The sequence below is a fragment of the Aureibaculum algae genome, from assembly GCF_006065315.1.
GTDB lineage: Bacteria > Bacteroidota > Bacteroidia > Flavobacteriales > Flavobacteriaceae > Aureibaculum > Aureibaculum algae.
This window is the reverse complement of sequence record NZ_CP040749.1, coordinates 3,764,595-3,782,151: the sequence shown is the minus strand read 5'-3', so window position 1 is coordinate 3,782,151 and position 17,557 is coordinate 3,764,595. Positions and strand designations below refer to the sequence as shown.

14 protein-coding genes are annotated in these 17,557 nt (G+C 32.0%); 4 read left to right on the top strand and 10 right to left on the bottom strand.

Features of this window, described 5'->3' with window-relative positions; all coding sequences use genetic code 11:
* Positions 1-82: 82 nt before the first annotated feature.
* The 5 genes from FF125_RS15910 to porU form a co-directional block, all read right to left on the bottom strand.
* Positions 83-1,147 carry a 3-oxoacyl-ACP synthase III family protein gene (locus FF125_RS15910; RefSeq protein WP_138950728.1) on the bottom strand — a complete coding sequence of 355 codons (1,065 nt, stop codon included), beginning with the start codon at positions 1,145-1,147 and terminating at the stop codon, positions 83-85.
* Between the two features lie 86 nt (positions 1,148-1,233).
* Positions 1,234-1,611, bottom strand: a complete 378-nt coding sequence (locus tag FF125_RS15905) for a group III truncated hemoglobin (protein ID WP_138950727.1) — start codon at positions 1,609-1,611, stop codon at positions 1,234-1,236.
* 42 nt (positions 1,612-1,653) lie between these two features.
* A complete protein-coding gene (gene cdd / locus FF125_RS15900; RefSeq protein ID WP_138950726.1) occupies positions 1,654-2,136 on the bottom strand; it encodes a cytidine deaminase in 483 nt (160 codons plus the stop codon).
* A gap of 153 nt (positions 2,137-2,289) precedes the next feature.
* The gene (gene porV, locus FF125_RS15895; RefSeq protein WP_138950725.1) at positions 2,290-3,429 is read right to left on the bottom strand and encodes a type IX secretion system outer membrane channel protein PorV; all 1,140 of its coding nucleotides are present in this window, start codon (positions 3,427-3,429) and stop codon (positions 2,290-2,292) included.
* A 37-nt stretch (positions 3,430-3,466) separates the two neighbouring features.
* The gene (gene porU, locus FF125_RS15890; RefSeq protein WP_138950723.1) at positions 3,467-6,940 is read right to left on the bottom strand and encodes a type IX secretion system sortase PorU; all 3,474 of its coding nucleotides are present in this window, start codon (positions 6,938-6,940) and stop codon (positions 3,467-3,469) included.
* A gap of 263 nt (positions 6,941-7,203) precedes the next feature.
* Between porU and gldJ the strand changes: the two genes are divergently transcribed.
* Positions 7,204-8,973, top strand: coding sequence for a gliding motility lipoprotein GldJ (gene gldJ, locus FF125_RS15885; RefSeq protein ID WP_138950721.1), 1,770 nt, complete (start codon positions 7,204-7,206; stop codon positions 8,971-8,973).
* Positions 8,974-9,128: 155 nt separating this feature from the next.
* Positions 9,129-10,406 carry a UDP-N-acetylmuramoyl-tripeptide--D-alanyl-D-alanine ligase gene (locus FF125_RS15880; protein WP_138950720.1) on the top strand — a complete coding sequence of 426 codons (1,278 nt, stop codon included), beginning with the start codon at positions 9,129-9,131 and terminating at the stop codon, positions 10,404-10,406.
* A gap of 1 nt (position 10,407) precedes the next feature.
* Here the strand turns inward: FF125_RS15880 and FF125_RS15875 are convergent, their stop codons facing one another.
* Entirely contained in the window at positions 10,408-11,145 is a 738-nt protein-coding gene (locus FF125_RS15875; RefSeq protein ID WP_138950718.1) for an alpha/beta hydrolase family protein, read from the bottom strand.
* Positions 11,146-11,713: 568 nt separating this feature from the next.
* Here FF125_RS15875 and FF125_RS15870 point away from each other — a divergent pair.
* The gene (locus tag FF125_RS15870; RefSeq protein ID WP_138950717.1) at positions 11,714-12,859 is read left to right on the top strand and encodes a glycoside hydrolase family 10 protein; all 1,146 of its coding nucleotides are present in this window, start codon (positions 11,714-11,716) and stop codon (positions 12,857-12,859) included.
* A 39-nt stretch (positions 12,860-12,898) separates the two neighbouring features.
* On the opposite strand, the gene FF125_RS15865 is transcribed toward FF125_RS15870, so the two are convergent.
* The 4 genes from FF125_RS15865 to FF125_RS15850 all read right to left on the bottom strand — a co-directional run bounded on the left by FF125_RS15865 (position 12,899) and on the right by FF125_RS15850 (position 16,521).
* Positions 12,899-14,446, bottom strand: coding sequence for a phospholipase D family protein (locus FF125_RS15865; RefSeq protein ID WP_138950715.1), 1,548 nt, complete (start codon positions 14,444-14,446; stop codon positions 12,899-12,901).
* Positions 14,447-14,476: 30 nt separating this feature from the next.
* On the bottom strand, positions 14,477-15,031 hold the full coding sequence (locus tag FF125_RS15860; RefSeq protein ID WP_138950714.1) for a DUF1572 family protein: 555 nt from the start codon (positions 15,029-15,031) through the stop codon (positions 14,477-14,479).
* Between the two features lie 58 nt (positions 15,032-15,089).
* The gene (gene msrB, locus FF125_RS15855; protein ID WP_138950712.1) at positions 15,090-15,590 is read right to left on the bottom strand and encodes a peptide-methionine (R)-S-oxide reductase MsrB; all 501 of its coding nucleotides are present in this window, start codon (positions 15,588-15,590) and stop codon (positions 15,090-15,092) included.
* An 82-nt stretch (positions 15,591-15,672) separates the two neighbouring features.
* Entirely contained in the window at positions 15,673-16,521 is an 849-nt protein-coding gene (locus tag FF125_RS15850; protein ID WP_138950711.1) for an alpha/beta fold hydrolase, read from the bottom strand.
* Between the two features lie 93 nt (positions 16,522-16,614).
* Here FF125_RS15850 and FF125_RS15845 point away from each other — a divergent pair, with 93 nt between their 5' ends.
* Positions 16,615-17,436 carry a M48 family metallopeptidase gene (locus FF125_RS15845; protein ID WP_138950710.1) on the top strand — a complete coding sequence of 274 codons (822 nt, stop codon included), beginning with the start codon at positions 16,615-16,617 and terminating at the stop codon, positions 17,434-17,436.
* The last annotated feature ends 121 nt before the right edge of the window (positions 17,437-17,557 follow it).

The following is a 17,557-nucleotide window of genomic DNA, read 5'->3' as shown; positions in this document are numbered from 1 at the left end:
AGTGTTTGATATAGGGAGAACAGCAACGAGATAATTATCTCTTGTTTTTTATATGATAAAACTAATGATAAGGGTTTATGGTCTAATACCTATACACTACGGCATTAATGTTCATACCAGCACCTACGGATGCTAAAATAATTACATCTCCTTTGTTTAGGTTATGATTTTCTATTTTTCCTTTTAATACCAAATCGAGTAGGGTAGGAATAGTAGCCACAGAACTATTACCTAATTTATGAATGTTCATAGGCATAACATTTTCTGGAACTTGAGATTTATACAACCTAAAAAAACGTTTGATGATAGCTTCATCCATTTTTTCATTGGCTTGATGTATAAATATTTTTTTAACCTCTTCAATAGGGACTCCGCTTTTATCTAAAGCGTTTTTCATGGCTAAAGGCACATTGTTTAGGGAGTATTCATAAATTTTTCGTCCCAACATTTTTATATACCGAACACCCTCATTGGTATTGGGTTTATTTGACTCTCCGAAATAAAGATAATTAGATTCTTCAATAGTATCAGATAGTGCAGCATAACTTAAAATTCCGTTATCGCTATTTTCTTCTTTGGCTTCCATTACACAGGCACCGGCACCATCAGCAAAAATCATTGAATCTCTATCGTGATTGTCAATTACCCTTGATAAGGTTTCAGAACCAATAACCAAACATTTTTGTGCTTCGCCAGATTTTATATAAATATGAGCTTGTATGACACCTTGTAGCCATCCTGGGCAACCGAATATAATGTCATAAGCTACACAATTGGAGTTTTTTATTTTTAAATTATGCTTAACTCTAGCCGCTAAACTAGGTAAAATGTCTGTTTGAACACTTCCTTTTTTAACGTCACCAAAATTTTGAGCGACTATAATGTAATCTAATTCTTCAGCATCAATACCAGAGTCTTCTATAGCTCTCTCTGCAGCAATTGTCGCAATGTCTGAAGAGTTTAAATTATCTTTTACATAACGTCTTTCTCCGATGCCTGTAATAGATTTAAATTTTTCTATGATTACTTCATTCGATGTAGTAAAAAGTTCTTTATTGTCATCATAAAACTGACTTTCAATAAAATCGCTATTTTTTATAGTAACTGAGGGGATGAAACTACCGTTTCCAGTGATAACTGACTTCATATAAAAAAGGGTCTAGGGTGCTGAATTACAACCAACGGCTAAATTAATTATTTTAAGCTTAGTAATTAAATTTTAAAAAGAATATTTTAAGAATGACTGCTCATTTTAATTTCCATAACGGTAGCAATTGACAAGGCTCTTGTCTTGGCCATTTCTGATTTTTCGCCTTTAAAGTTGTCGTCAATAGACGAAGTGAAATGTAATAACCACCTTTTAAAGTGTTCATGCTTAAAAGGCTTACGTTCATGGAGAATTAAATGAGGTTGCATGGCATTTCTTTGGTAATCAGTGGCACTAAATAAAATTCCATTCCAAAAATCAGTTACAATATTGAGGTGTTCTTCTAAATGATTCTCATTAATTACATCTTCAAAGAAATGCTTAACAATATCATCTGATAACAATTTCTTGTATAGCTCAGTAATTATAAAATGGATGTCTTCTCTAGTTTTAATATCTTGCATAAGATGGAGCACTTAATCGTTTATCTAATAAAAGAAAATTAATTATAAAAAGCTACTGTCAAAACCAAAAGGTAATAAATCTTTTAAAGCATTTACCTTAACAACTTTTCCTTCTTCTCCCATAAAATAAATTTCTATGGCTTGCTTTTGTTTATGCTCGTATTCTGCAATACTTTGTCTGCAAGCCCCACAAGGGCCAACAGGGTTGGTTACTTTATGTTTCGATGAACTTGCTGAAATGGCAATAGCTAAAATTGTACATTCCGGGTAATTGGCACCTGCATTATAAATAGCAACGCGTTCTGCACACAAGCCAGAAGGGAAAGCAGCATTTTCTTGATTGTTACCTAGCACTATCTCATTATTGTCAAGTAAGATAGCAGCACCGACATTAAAATTGGAATATGGGGCATACGCTTTCTCACGAGCTTTTATGGCTTCGTTCATTAAATTACGAGCATTGGCATCGAGTTCATCAATATTTTCGAATAATAGATATTCTATTTTACTTTGTATTTTTTGCATAAAAAGCTACACTTTGGGGATGATACCAATTATTACTTAAAATCACCTCTTTAAATTTCATTATCGGGACTTTTAAATAAGAATTGAAATAAAAAAATCATTTTAGCTAAAATACTAAAATGATTTTTGAAATTATATTATTTAATATGAATCTTAATAATCAAATATGTCACCGAAATTGAAAGTCAAAGAAAAACGTAATGTATTTTCTAAAGGATTATTAACATCTGATGAGTTGATCAAGTAGGACATATCTAAATTTAAACTTTTAAATTTAAATCCGGCTCCTAATGTAAAATATTTACGAGCTCCTTTCAATTCATTTTCGTTAAAATATCCAAGACGAAGTCCCAATGTATTATCATACATGTATTCAGCACCCAATGCCCAAGTAAATTCTTTAAGTTCTTCACTAAATCCGTTTGGAGCATCGCCAAAAGAACTGAACATACCACTTAAAAAGCTAACATCATCATCTTTTCCTTCAAGAATTTCTCCTGTTGAAGAATCTCTAATTGGAGGAGTAGGTACTAATAATTTATTAAATTCAAGGTTGGTCGTTACGGAGTTCATATCATCTAAGATAAATTCAAATCCACCACCTAATTTTAAATTGGTTGGTATAAAACTTTCTCTTCCTCCATCAGATAAAGTGACTTTAGGACCAATGTTAGAAAGATTGAATCCACCTCGCCAAATACCATTAAAATTACCGTAATTTTTTTCTGGAGATTGATAATAACCAGCAACATCAACGGCAAAAGTATTTACAGTTTTTAGGTCAGAATTTTCAACCTTTAAAGCGTAATCAGAACGGATGTATCGTACACCAACAGCCAACGCGAAAGTTTCGTTTAGTTTTAAAGAGTATGAACCATCAAAAGATAATTCGTTAGGGTTTTCAGTACCTATTGGGTTTCCACCTGTATCTGTTAAATCTATGGTTCCAAGAGAAAAGTATTTTAAACTGGCACCCCAGGCACTTTGTTCATTGATTTTATTTGAAAAAGTTAAACTACTTACAAAGACATCGTTCGTTAAGTTACGTAACCAAGGGGTGTAATTTACACCTACCGCGAACTGAGTATCTGAAAAAGCAAATTTTGCTGGGTTATGATGTTGAGAGTTGGCATCAGGTTTTGTGGCTACACCAATATCACCCATACCTCCAGCACGAGCGTCTGGTACAATTGTTAAAAATGGAGCGGCCGTGGTTATCGGATTTGGTTCGTCTTGTGCGTTAGCTACTTGTAAGCATAAAAATGCTATAAGTAGTAAAAATGAGTTTTTCATCAGAATAGTTAAGTTAGGGATTTTGAACATTTTGATTTTACTGTAAAATGACAAGTTTTTCAAATTTTTCGTTTTTAGTATTTGTTAATGTCGATTTAACATTGAGTTTATAAATGTAAACCCCTTTTCCAATTTTATTACCAAAGTCATCTAAACCATTCCATGATATGGAACGTGATAGATTTTCAGACTGTACGTTTTGGTTAATTGTTTTAATTAGTTTACCAGAAACTGTAAATATCTGAACTTGAACCTCTAACGGTTCATTTGGTTTATTGTGATTAAACCAAAACTCTGTATAATTTATAAAAGGATTAGGATAATTAAGAACATTACTCAATACCAAATCGCTGTTATCTACTACAACAAAATTTAACGTTGCTTCTGATGAATTATTGTATGTATCCCAAACTTTAAAATTTAGTGTATGTAAACCCGGTTCTAAATTTCGAAAAGGGAACTTCACTTTTCCTGTAGTATAGTCGTCCAATTCTGTTTCATAAAAATCATTTAAGATGTATGGATTGGCCTGATCACCATCTAAAACGGCAACAATATCATGGTCAACTGCAGTAATTGAAGTATTGATACCTGAGCTATCTTCTAAAATGGCAATTAAATTTGGAGATTCACTTGTGTTACCTCCATCTGCAAAAGACTCATCATCCATAAAAAGTTGAATGATAGGTCCAACATTATCTTCAGGTGCATTTTCATCAATCCCACCAATAATAACTTCTTGATTTACACCACCTTTATCAATAGCGTCATTGTTGGCGTATAAACTGATTTTTGATTTTCCGTACGCTATTCTAATGTCTTTTGGTACAATAAAATCAAAATTAAAAACACCATTTTTTATGGAAGCTCTTCCTCTAAAAATTTTACTTTCAATAGCATCAAAAGATAGTTTATTTCCAAAATTATTGTTATCTAATGTAATTCTGTCTACCGATTTGTCATAAATGGTTGCTGACAACTCACCATTAAAATCAGTTAAATCATTTCCGAGAGCATCTTTTACAATTCCTTCTAAACTGATTTTAGATAAAGCTTTTAGCGTATCAGTTGCTGAGGTAATGTTTTGTCCGTTTAATTTAGTAAGCTCAATACTTGGTTTTGGACGAGCAAGTTTCATAGCAGGATCACCTAAATAAAAAACAAATAGACGTTGCGTGGTATTTGGAGACGTTGGGTCATTTTTCATGGCCATCAGAGCTTCAGCAATAGTATAATCTTCTCCGTTGAATCCAAAAAGTTTTTTGGTGAGTATGTCGTTAAAACGTTGCCCAACACTAATAAAAATTTCACGCGTTGTCGTTATTAAACTTGTGGCACCTCCGTAAGGATTTAAGAAAACAAATTCGCCAGCAGTAGGTCTAAGTGGGTTGTCAAATTTAGAAAACTCACACGTAACAGTTATAAATAGCGGTAACTTGTTGAGGTTGTTCCAATCATTTATAGCTGAGTTTTCTAAAATACGCTCGTTAGCCCAACCATCTTCCCCACCATGTCCGAAATAATTTATGACTAAAGAACCTGTTTCAACAGCGTTATTGATGGCTTCGTTTACATCAGGATAGCGTTCGCCACCGGCAGAAGTTTCCTGTACATAGGCATCAGCATAAATTTTTGACAAATTATAAATAGGCCGCCTGTTTTTAAGCGTATCGGCTAATTTTTCTACGGTTTCTTGAAGTATAAACTCGCTAGCCACATCAGGATCATCAGCTACCAAAGTGATTCTATTACGCCAGTCTCCAAAAGATTCTGTGTTATAATAATTTAAGGTTTTATCAACTGTAGATTTGGCTTCACTTACCGTCGATATAGGAAACCTTCCAGTAGCAACATCTTGATTATCAGCATTACTTAGTTCACCTTCATCATCATCCATCATACCATAATAATCATCCGTAACATAAGAACGTGCTAAATCAAAACTTTCTAAAGATTGAAAAGAAGGTACAATATTATTGTTATCGTTAATCCGATCCTTAAAATCATAAGAAGCATCGCCAAATAAACAGACATACTTTATTCTGGTTTCATCACTAGATGCATTTAGATACAAATGTCTTATAAAATCGCGAATAGCCGTTAAATCAGGTGAGCCAGAACCAAATTCATTATATATATGGTTTAAATTAATTACTTGAACCACTAAGTTAGAATTCTCTCTATGGTATGTAGCTAATCGTTCTGCTTCATTCATTAAAAAATCTTGAGTGATAATTACATAATCTATATCTTTTAAGGCCTGTAAATTTTGATTAGGAATTTTGGTCTGCTCAATAATTTTTGGTTTGTAATAATCATTTTCGTTCAGTACGATAAATTCTTGTAATGAACCTCCAAACGATTTAAAACTAAATTGATTTGAATTGGATTGATTGGTGATAATTTTTGGATTGATACCGTCTGTAACATTCCAGACTTGATCAATATTCGTATTGTTTTCTATTTGATAATTAAAGAGCGTAGAATTTGACTGAGAGTCAAAATTTCTAAAGGAGAATTGTTTGCCATTTGCAGTTAGCTTTTTAACACCTATTAGTTCTACATAATCTAAATAGGCTTTAGCCGAAGGGTTACCATTATTATTGTAAGTAATTTCAACTGCTATAGTTGAGGTGCTCACAGATGTACTCTGTGAACTTTCACGTGGAATGGCAAGTGTTAAATTACCTGATGTTGAGGGAATTGCTGGTAAACTAATATTCATCAAGTTTTGACCATTCACTTTTACATCAAATGAAGATGATGTTGAAGATATGGCTACACCTCTTACTCTTATGGTAATAGATTGTGAAACGTCTAAGTTCTCAAATTGAAATACTTTCGTTGTAGTATTTTCAAAACTTAACTCTTTACCAAACCATTGTTGTCCATTTGCAAATAAATTTGTCTTATCGTTTTCAATAAAATCATAATCATTATATGTAGTTATTGTTTCTGTGGCGGTTGCTAAAATATCAGGAGCGGTAGAAATTCGTTTACCCAAACCATTATCTACAGTTAAGAAATAATAAGCATTATCGCTATATATATTATTAATGTGTTTAGATTGGGAAGGTTGTGATGGAATAATATTCCAACCATGTGGCCCTATACCATAAAAGAGGATATAATCATTAGTATCAAAACTATTATCTTCTTCACCATTTACAAAAATTGCATTTTCTTGTAATCCATCATATCTGAAATCAGCATTTTTTTGAGGTAGTAATTGTCCGCCATTTCCAAAAATTCTGATGTTTCTAGGATTTATATCGTCTGTTTTTACCCCTAAGTTTTGTAAAAACTGTTTATCTATTTTAAAAATACCAGTAGTATCAATTGAGAACTTGTACCAGGTACCTTCAGATAAAACAGCGTTTTTAACGGTTGAATAAGATTTTGTATTAGATACAACGTTTCTACCATTGTTTTGAGAGGAAACAAGGAAAGGGACTATATATAATAGGTGTACTAATGATCTAAACAACTTTTTCAAATGAAATGACTTCATATATAAATTAAATGTCTCGCAAGATAATCATACTTATTTTATATTGAGCATATATCAAATCTAAACAGTATAGAGCTTGTTTGGACGGTTTGTTTTAAATGCTTGCAAATTTAAATAGAATTAATATCATTTTTTATAACACAACATATAATAAAGAAATAAAACTATCGTTATACTAGCATTAACAGGCATAATGTGTCAAAAAAATACACCCCTAATGCCGAATGATTCAACTCTAAAAGAATAAATTAAGAAGTTTAAATATGAGAAGGTATATCGGAAACAAAGTTTTGTTAACAGTATTAGTAGCTGCTACTTTAATAAGTTGTGGTAAAAAGTCCAGAACACATTCTGAACTTACAGGTTGGAAATTTAACGATCCAACTTATGGTGGTTTTACAGCTAATACAAACTATGCTGGTCAAAAAGTTCCACCAGGAATGGTACTAATAGAAGGAGGTACATTTACCATGGGTAGTGTAACTGATGATGTAATGTTCGATTGGAACACGACACCAACAAAACAACAAGTACGTTCATTCTATATGGATGAAGCTGAGGTTACAAACTTAGAATATTTGTTTTATTTACAATATTTAGAGAAAGTATATCCTCCATCAGATGATAGTTATAGAAAAATTTATCAATCTGCATTACCAGATACATTAGTATGGAGAGATGCTCTTGGTTTTAATGAGTTATTATCTGAAGCATATTTACGTCACCCATCATATTCTGATTATCCAGTTGTAGGTGTGTCTTGGTTACAAGCTACTGAATACTGTAAATGGAGAACCGATAGGGTTAATGAAAAAATATTAATGGATAAAGGTGTACTTAAGTCTTTATTTGATATGGATTCTGTAACTGTAGAAGGTAAAAATAGATTTGATACAGGTACGTATTTAGCAAATCCTGATTTGTTATTTGATGGTAACGAAGATATTTATGGAAAAGGTTTATATGATCCAAATGCCCAAGTAAAGAAACAAAGTAAAAAAGAAAGAAAAGCAGCGAAAAATGCTGATGATGCTTCCGGAGATGATGGTGAAAAATTATCAAGAAAAGATAGAAAGTCTAAAAAATCTGATCAAGGTTTTACAGGTCGTCACGTTAAAACGTCTGATGGTATGTTAACACAACGTTTTAGATTGCCTACTGAAGCTGAATGGGAGTATGCTGCAAAAGCTGAAATTGAAAATAGAGAATACAATACTATTAGAGGAAGAAAAAAATATTCTTGGAATGGTTCAACAACTAGAGATGATTCAAGAAGAAGAGGTGGTGACCAATTAGCCAACTTTAAACAAGGTAAAGGTGATTATAGTGGTTTAGCAGGATGGAGTAATGATGGTGCTGACATCACAATTAGAGTGAAATCTTATGATTCTAATGCATTTGGACTGTATGATATGTCTGGTAATGTTGCAGAATGGGTAGCTGATGTTTATAGACCAATTATAGATAACGATGCAAATGACTTTAACTATTTTAGAGGAAATGTATTTAAAAAACCTTTAATTGATGAAGAAGGTAAGGTAGTTGTTGTTGATTATAACAGCATAGAGTTTGATACGTTGGATAATGGTAAAATTGTACCTAAAGATTTACCAGGTAGTATTAAATATGTACCAATTACGAAGCGTGATGCTTTTATGAGACCTAATTATGAAAAAGCTGATAATATTGCTATTGGTGATGGAGATATGGCTTCAACTAAAAATTACTATCAAGATGAGGAAGATATGGAAAATCAACCAAGAATGTATAATTCACCTAAAACACCAAAACAAATTGGAGAAAGTGGTTTGATCATTCAACAATATGATACAAAAACTAGAAACACTTTAATTAGTGATCAAGCTAGAGTTTATAAAGGAGGTTCATGGAAAGATAGAGCTTATTGGTTAGACCCAGCTCAACGTAGATATTTGCCAGAATATATGGCTACAAATTATATCGGATTTAGATGTGCAACTGACAAATTAGGAGCAATGTCTTATAAAAGAAGACGTAAGGAACCACAAAGATAAGTCTTGCTATAGAATAAATAATTAAAACTCAATACATTTTGTATTGAGTTTTTTTTTAGTTTTAACCTCTGAAATGCCAAGGTTAAAATTCGGTAAACAGTCAAAGTGATAATTAAGGTATTCCATCTGACTATAAAATTAATATACATTGACACATGAATATTTCAGAACTCTATAAAATTTATAAACAGTCCTATCAAGTTTCTACAGATACTAGAAAAGTGGAAAAAGGTTGTGTTTTTTTTGGATTAAAAGGTGATAATTTTAATGGTAATAAATTTGCTGAAGATGCTTTAAAAAAAGGAGCAGCTTTTGCGGTTGTAGATGAAGCTGCATATCAAACAAAACCAACTATTATTTTAGTGAATGATGTTTTGAAAACGATGCAGGCATTAGCTTCCTATCATAGAAATGAACTAGGGATACCGATTATTAGTTTAACAGGGAGTAACGGTAAAACCACAACTAAAGAATTGATTAATGCTGTTCTTTCTGAGAAATACAATACAACAGCCACAGAGGGCAATTTAAACAATCATATTGGTGTGCCTTTGACATTACTTTCAATGACACCAAAAACTGAAATTGGTATTGTTGAAATGGGAGCGAATCATTTAAAAGAAATTGAACTTTTATGCAACATTGCCCAACCTGATTACGGTTATATTACGAACTTTGGAAAAGCTCATTTAGAAGGATTTGGTAGTATCGAAGGTGTTATAGAAGGTAAATCAGAATTGTACACTTATTTGAAAAATCATAATAAAACTGCTTTTGTAAATGCTAACGACCCAATTCAGTTAGAAAAATCAGTTGCTATAAACCAAGTTACATTTGGTGGAGAAAATACTAATGTTTCTGTTAGTTTTGTCGAAGCTAATCCGTTTGTTCATGTTCAATTTGATAATGAAATTGTAAAAAGCCAATTGATTGGGGCTTATAATTATAATAATATTTCGGCGGCATTAGCTATTGGTCATTATTTTAAAGTGAAAAGTGAAGATAGTATTAAGGCTATAGAGAATTACGTACCTAGTAATAATCGCTCTCAAATTATTCATAAAGGGTCTAATAAAATTGTTTTAGATGCCTATAATGCTAATCCGAGTAGTATGGAAGTTGCTTTAGAGAATTTATCCAATTTAACGGATTCTCATAAAATTGCAATTTTGGGTGATATGTTTGAACTAGGAAAGACTGCTGAAGCTGAGCATCAATTTATTGTTGATTTGTTAAGTAACCTTTCAATATCAAAAGCATATTTAATTGGAGAGAATTTTTATAAATGTAGAGCTAATGAGGATAAAATTCAACTTTTTAATTCTTATGAATCGTTTAAAAAACATTTTTCAACACTCAATATTACGAATGCAACACTATTAATTAAAGCCTCAAGAGGTATGGCTTTAGAGCGAGTGTTAGACATTGTTTAACTTACTTTTGTTTTAACAAAAAATCTTTAAAAGCATTCCAGTAATTTTCATGACCATCGTTCTTTTTCCATAAAGCTTTAGAACCATGGTATCCCTTTAGCTTAGGCTTAAATTGTGTAATTAAGTTTGGTTTAACTTGACTCAATAGTTTTTCTACAGGTTTAATTTCTCGCTTAGAAGAAGTTGCAAATACAGGAATACTTATAGATTTTATAGTTTGCTTTAATTTTATTCCTGTTAAATATTCTCCTGGGCTAAAGACAGCAATAGCCTTTGTTTTTAAATTCTCACTACCAATCCACAAAGCTAATGAAGCAGAGTAGGAACTCCCTACTAAAATAATAGGCTGTTCTCCGTTTAATTTATACAAATAATCTATGGCGGCCTCAACATCCTGTTTGGCTCCAGCGTAACCAACATTTCTTAATTTATTATTTGCATCAATTGCAGTTTGATTAATAATGCCATTTACCTCTAGACCGGAACGCTGATCTATTGCCATACAAGAAAAACCTAATGCATTAAGCTCTTTTGCAGTATTTAAATATTCACCACGACTAAAGCCCGCCTGATGGCATAATAAGACTGTAGGAGGTATGTCCTTTAAAAAGTAGGTGTCTGCCGTAATAATTACAGAATCTTTTGCATAAAATGTAATGGTTTTAGAATCTAAACTAGATTCTTGTGCCGGAATATCTGATAAATATAATAGACCAATAAGTAAAATATAAAAACGCATAGTATAGATTTATGTTAACAAGATAATAAATTTAAATAACTAATTTTATTGTTCTGATTAACTATTTTTTCAAACTTTTGAGCACAACCTTCAGTACATGGATACCATAATTGTAGCTTATTTTCAATAAGCTTATAATTAATTTTATACTCAGAAGAATTACATTCGTTTTTTACAAAAATAATCTCAGTTTTATCATTAGATGACCCAACGTTATTCTTTTTCGTATCACTATTTGTAGAGCAAAAAGACCCATTTGATATGTTTTTTTTATTTTTAAAGAATTAAATAATTCTCTCACCTACAATAGGTTGATAATCACCACTACCATCTCTTGGGGTCCCAATATTGTACAATCAATTTCCATTTTTCAATTAATTCTTCATTTTGTAATAATACATCCTCTTTTTTTGTACAAGAAGAAAGAATAGCTATTGTAAGTACCAACAATATAGGTCGATTCGTTGTTTAATATAGAATAATAGATGCTATTGGTCGAAAAAAGTTGCATACGAATAGTATTTTGGTTTATTTTATATTTAAACTTTAATCTAATCAACCCTGTATTATGAATAAAATCTTAATTATTTTATTAATATCAATTCTATTTATTTCCTGTAAAGACAAATCAGATACAGAAATATCGAAAAGTAAAGTTCCGGTTTATGCATGGACTGGAGGTCCTGGTGAAGCTACAGATGCAGAACTGTTGACCAGTTTTAAAGGTTTTAAAGATCATGGTGTTGATGGACTAATGTATAATGGAGGTCAAAACCCAGAAACGTATAAACGGGTGGGTAAAATAGCCAAAGAAGCAGGTTTAGAATTCCATACGTGGATTCCAACAATGAGACAAGACCCAAACGATACATTAACTGCTGATTTGTTTGGTGTTAATGGGGAAGGAGATTCTGCCTTTGATAAACCTGTTTATGCAAAGCATTATACTTTTTTATGCCCAAATAAAGAAAAAGTAGTTGATTATTTAACAGATTTATATGGTAAGATAGCTGATGTTGAGGAGGTTGATGGAATTCATTTAGATTATATACGTTTTCCTGATGTTATTTTAGCAAGAGGTTTATGGGAAAAATATGATTTAGTAATGGATAAAGAGTTTCCTAAATTCGATTATTGCTATTGCGATAAATGTAAGGCAGACTTTAAAGAACAGTCAGGTATTGATATTAATGAAGTGGAAGATCCGTCACAGGTACAAGAATGGAAACAATTCAGATATGATTTAATTACAAATATGGTGAATAAAATTGCTGAGGTAGTCCATGCAAAAGGAAAGCAATTAAATGCAGCTGTTTTTCCGGGACCTTCATTAGCGAAAAAAATGGTGCGTCAAGAATGGGAAAAATGGGACTTAGATGCAATTTTTCCAATGAATTACAATGATTTTTATTTAGAAGATACCAAATGGGTTGGTGAAATGGTTAAAGAAGAGGTAGCGTCAGTTAATAATGCCAAACCAATTTATAGTGGACTATTTATAACACCATTTCCTAATGAAAAGGCAGAGCATCCAGATCCTGAAGATCACGGTGTTTCTCCAGAAGAATTAGTGGATGCTATTGAACAGTCTATGATAAACGGAGCTGCGGGTATTTGTTTGTTTACTCCAGGGCGTATGACTGATGAGCACTGGAAAGTATTTAAAGAAGCTATTTATAAAGACTATTCTAAAACTGAAAATAGTAGCGAATAAAAAAAACGTAGGAAATTAAAACAAGGATATTTGTATTATTTACAAAATCTCTTTGGGTACAATTTTTCGAGTCCATGCCTTAATACGTTTGGCTGTTTTAACTTCACTATCAGGATTATAGTCAGTGGTAGTTTGCCATGAATTTTCGGGTTTAAACTCGATTTCCATGCCTTTTAAAACATTATTAGATATTTTTTTATTATTGATAATTGCCAAACATTCTGTGTTAAGGTTTGCACTTCTAGGGTCTAAATTAAAAGTACCTATCACTGTGGTTTCACCATCAACTACCATTGATTTTGAATGTAAACCAAAAATGGGTTTAAAATCTAACTTGGCTTGTAAATGGCCTGTCATTATTTTAAAACGCTCTTCGGCATCTGGTTTGAATTCATAGATTTCTACACCTGTTTCTAACAACGCTTTTCTATCGCGTTGATAACCGCTAAAGGCTTCTAGATTATCTGTAGAAGCTAAACTATTGGTCAAAATTCTAATTTTCACTCCACGTTTTACGGCATTTTTAAACAGGTTACGACTCAACGCTGTAGTAATCAAATAGGGCGTTTGAATATCTAAAGACGATTTTGCATTTTTTACTAATTTAATTAAGGCATCAGTGGTATATCCGCCACCACCTAAACCTTCAGAGCCATCATTTTTACCAGGTGCATCAGAAATAAATGCTACTTCTTTAGTCCAAACTAAACCGCCAGACTCTTTTATTTTTTTAAAGGTAGTGGGTAAATTTTCAATTTGTGTTCTTATCTGCGGCCAAAAATTATCGGGATTACATGCATATTGATGTAATTTTTCAAACCGATTAGGGTCGGTATAATTTTCGGGTAACTCCTCTGCTAAATTTTTAATTGGCACACTTAAATTATTATTCCAAAACTGTTCAAATGACTGTTCTACTTTTGGAGTAATTTTACCAAGTAGTAATACATCTCTATCCCTAAAGTTATATTCATGGTCATAATCAAAATATTCATCAGCAATATTTCTACCGCCTGTAATTACTACTTTACTATCAACGATAAAGGTTTTATTGTGCATTCTTAAGTTTGCAGATCTAAAGTCAGTTGCAAATTTTTTAAGTTTACTAACGATGCTTTTGCCTAAATTAACACCAGGATTATAGACTTTAATAGAAATATTTTCATGGCTTGCCATCATTAAAATATCTTCCAACTCCGCATCAACCATAATATCATCAACCAAAATTCTAACTTTTACACCACGGTCTGCTGCTCTAATTAAATAATCACAGGCTATAAGTCCTACATTATCAGTTGAAAATATAAAATACTGTATATCAATTGTTTTTTCAGCATATTGTGTAAGCCAAGCTCTTGTGGTCAAAGATCCACCACCATCTTCTAAAACATAAACACCAGTTTTAGTTTGCATTTCTTCCTCAATAGCTGATAATTCGTTAGAAAGACTAATACTATCATTTCTATGAATTGTTTCGCAGAAGTTTTGACTACTAACTACTTCGGGAATTGGTTTTTTGCAATTGCTAAGTAATAGAATGAGTAAAATCGTTACTGAATAATACTTCAAAGAATTTATATGAGTCATTTATTTTTAATAGGAGATTGGTTAAAGGCATTATAAGTCATCAGTAAAATGACCTTTGTGTTTTTCTTTTTCAAATTTACTTATGTTATAAATCGAAGATTCATTTTTAGGAATTGAAAGGCTTTTCCATTGTTCACCTTTTATTAATTTACCAACATAAACGAGCTGACCTATATGATAAGAATAGTGACACAATTGTCTGTTAATGGCCTCTAGAGCCGTGTGGCCTTCGTTTCTGATATAAATAATTCGTTGTAAATCTTCGGCTTTTAAGTTGTCAATTATAAGAAGTAAACAAGCCCATCCCTTTTCCCATGCCGTAATCATTTCAGTTTTTGAAGTATAACTGTCATCAAATTCAGTATCTCTATGTCTCCAATTTTTTTCACCATCTTCAGTATAAAAATTAGTCCAACGAGAAAACATATTACCTACGATATGTTTTACGATAATGGCAATGCTATTGCTATCATTATTGAGTGACCAATGTATTTCGGTATCACTAACCTGATCAAAAGTCTTATCGCCTAAACTTTTGTAATAACTAAATTGTTTTTGAATACTGTCTATATAATTTTTGTTCATATTTAAAAAAAAAAGAGTCCTCGCTACAAGGACTCTAAATTTAATAAAATAATATTAGTTATTTTTTCTCTGCGGGTACAAACTTTATAGAGCTTGTATTAACGCAATAACGTTGTCCTGTAGTCTCTTTAGGACCATCATCAAAAACATGCCCCAAATGTCCATCACATTTTGTACACGTTATTTCTGTTCTAATCATACCAGCACTATTGTCCTTTTTAAAATCAACCGTTCCAGGAATCGCATCATCGAAAGAAGGCCAACCGCAGTGACTTTCATATTTACTTCCTGATTTAAATAACTGGGCATTACAAGCTCTACATACATAAGTGCCTTTTTCAAAATGTTTTGTATAGCCAGTGTCACCTGGTCTATCAGTACCTTTTTGACGTAATACATAGTATTCTTGATCTGTTAATTCAGCTTTCCATTCTGCGTCTGTTTTTACAATTTTATCTTTATTGTCTGTCATGTCTTTGTTTTCTTTTTTTGATTTTTGAGCATTACCACTGCAGCTAATTAGTAGTGAAATACATAATAAAGTGAATATACTTTTCATACTTTTAAAATGTTTATTCTTTGCATTTATATGCTTTAAGAAAGTTGTTTTTTAGTGGTGAAATGCTTTAATTACTTTATAATTAGTTTTTTATAAATTTAATTATTTTCCCAATTATTTTAGGTTCTCGAAGTATTCTTCTATGTCCTAAACCATTTGTTATTAAAAGCTCACCATTACTTAAGTTCTGTCGTATTTTATAAGCGGAACTTACATCGGCATCATAATCTTCTATATCATGGACCACCAAGGTAGGGATGGTTACTTTTTTAGAACTTGTGTTGGCAGCTAATGATTCCAAATCTACTTTGAATTTAGATCTTATTTGTGCTTTCATTAATTCCGAAATTTTTGGTTTTAGTTTTAATTTTTTTACAAAAAGATCTAAAAATTTATTGTTTGAGCTTTCTACTCCAATGATAATTAGTTTGTTTATAAATGTTTTTTTAGCTAATGCTGCTGATAAAGAAATACCTCCGAAAGAATGACCTATCGCAGCTTCAAATGGACCAAATTTTTCATTTAGATATTCAATAGTTGCAATTGCTTCTAACATATTGGTAGTTTTTCCAGAAGAAAGGCCATGTGCAGGTAGATCAAAACTTATAACCATCATGCCGTTTTCAAGAAGTTTATCGGCTATTTCGTAGAGTTGAGTACCCCGTCCAGCCCAACCATGAACTAAAAGAACTTTCGTTTTTGAAAATCCATATTCATAAACATTTACATCTTTTTGGATTGATGGAATATTTACTAAAATATTTTTAGCACTCTTTCGCATCATTTCCTCTCGTTCAGGAGTTTTAAATTTGGGAGGAGTAGTAAATAGTTTTATGGCAAAATTTGCAGCTAATTTGTTAGAAAATAATTGTAATATTTTTCCTGTTCGAATAATTGAGCTAGGTATTTCAAAATTGTTTTTTTTTGGCATTATTTTGGATTAATTACAATAAATATTAGCAAATACGAAGTTAATCATTTTTTGTATATTTATATTTGCATTCTTAAAACTTAAAAAAACAAGATGAAAAAAATTATTGCATTAACTATTGTGACCTTATTTTTAATTAGTTGCAGTACAGTGCCAATTACTGGAAGGAAAAGAGTAAACTTTGTAAGCGATGCTGAAGTATTACCCATGGCTTTTGCTCAATACAAAGGGTTTTTAGAAGAAAATAAATTGTCTACCAATGCTTCGAAAACTAAAGAAATTAAAGATATAGGTGCTAGAATATCTCAAGCCGTTGATCGATTTATGCGTGTAAATGGTATGAAAGCAGAAGCTGATAGTTACCAATGGGAGTTTAACTTAGTTGAAGATGAAACCGTAAATGCTTGGTGTATGCCAGGTGGAAAAGTCGTTTTTTATACTGGTATTTTACCTATTTGTAAAAATTCCGATGGTATTGCTGCGGTAATGGGACATGAGGTTGCTCATGCCTTCGCTAAACATGGTCAAGAGCGAATGTCAACTGGTCAATTACAACAGTTAGGTGGTGTTGCAGTAGCTGTTGCAACAGCGAACAAATCAGCTGAACAGCAGCAAATATGGAATACTGCTTATGGTTTAGGTTCTCAAGTTGGAATTATGTTGCCATTTAGTAGAACTCACGAACGAGAAGCAGACCGATTAGGATTAGTATTTATGATTATGGCAGGTTATAATGGTGAAGAGGCAGCCGAAGTTTGGGTGAGGATGAGTGAACGTGCAGGAGGAGAGGCTCCGCCTCAAATTCTAAGTACGCACCCATCTAATGAATCAAGAATAGCCGATTTAAAGGCATATTTACCTGAAGCGAGAGCTCATGCTAAAAAGTTTAATGCGAAAGCATTGACAAGTGAATAAAGGGTAATGGATTGGTTGTGATCACTTAAAACTATATTTTATATCTGAAAAATTTAGATTGGTAAATAGATTTCCCCAATCTTTTAAAATTATTAGTACATTGTGAGCCGTATTTCATATG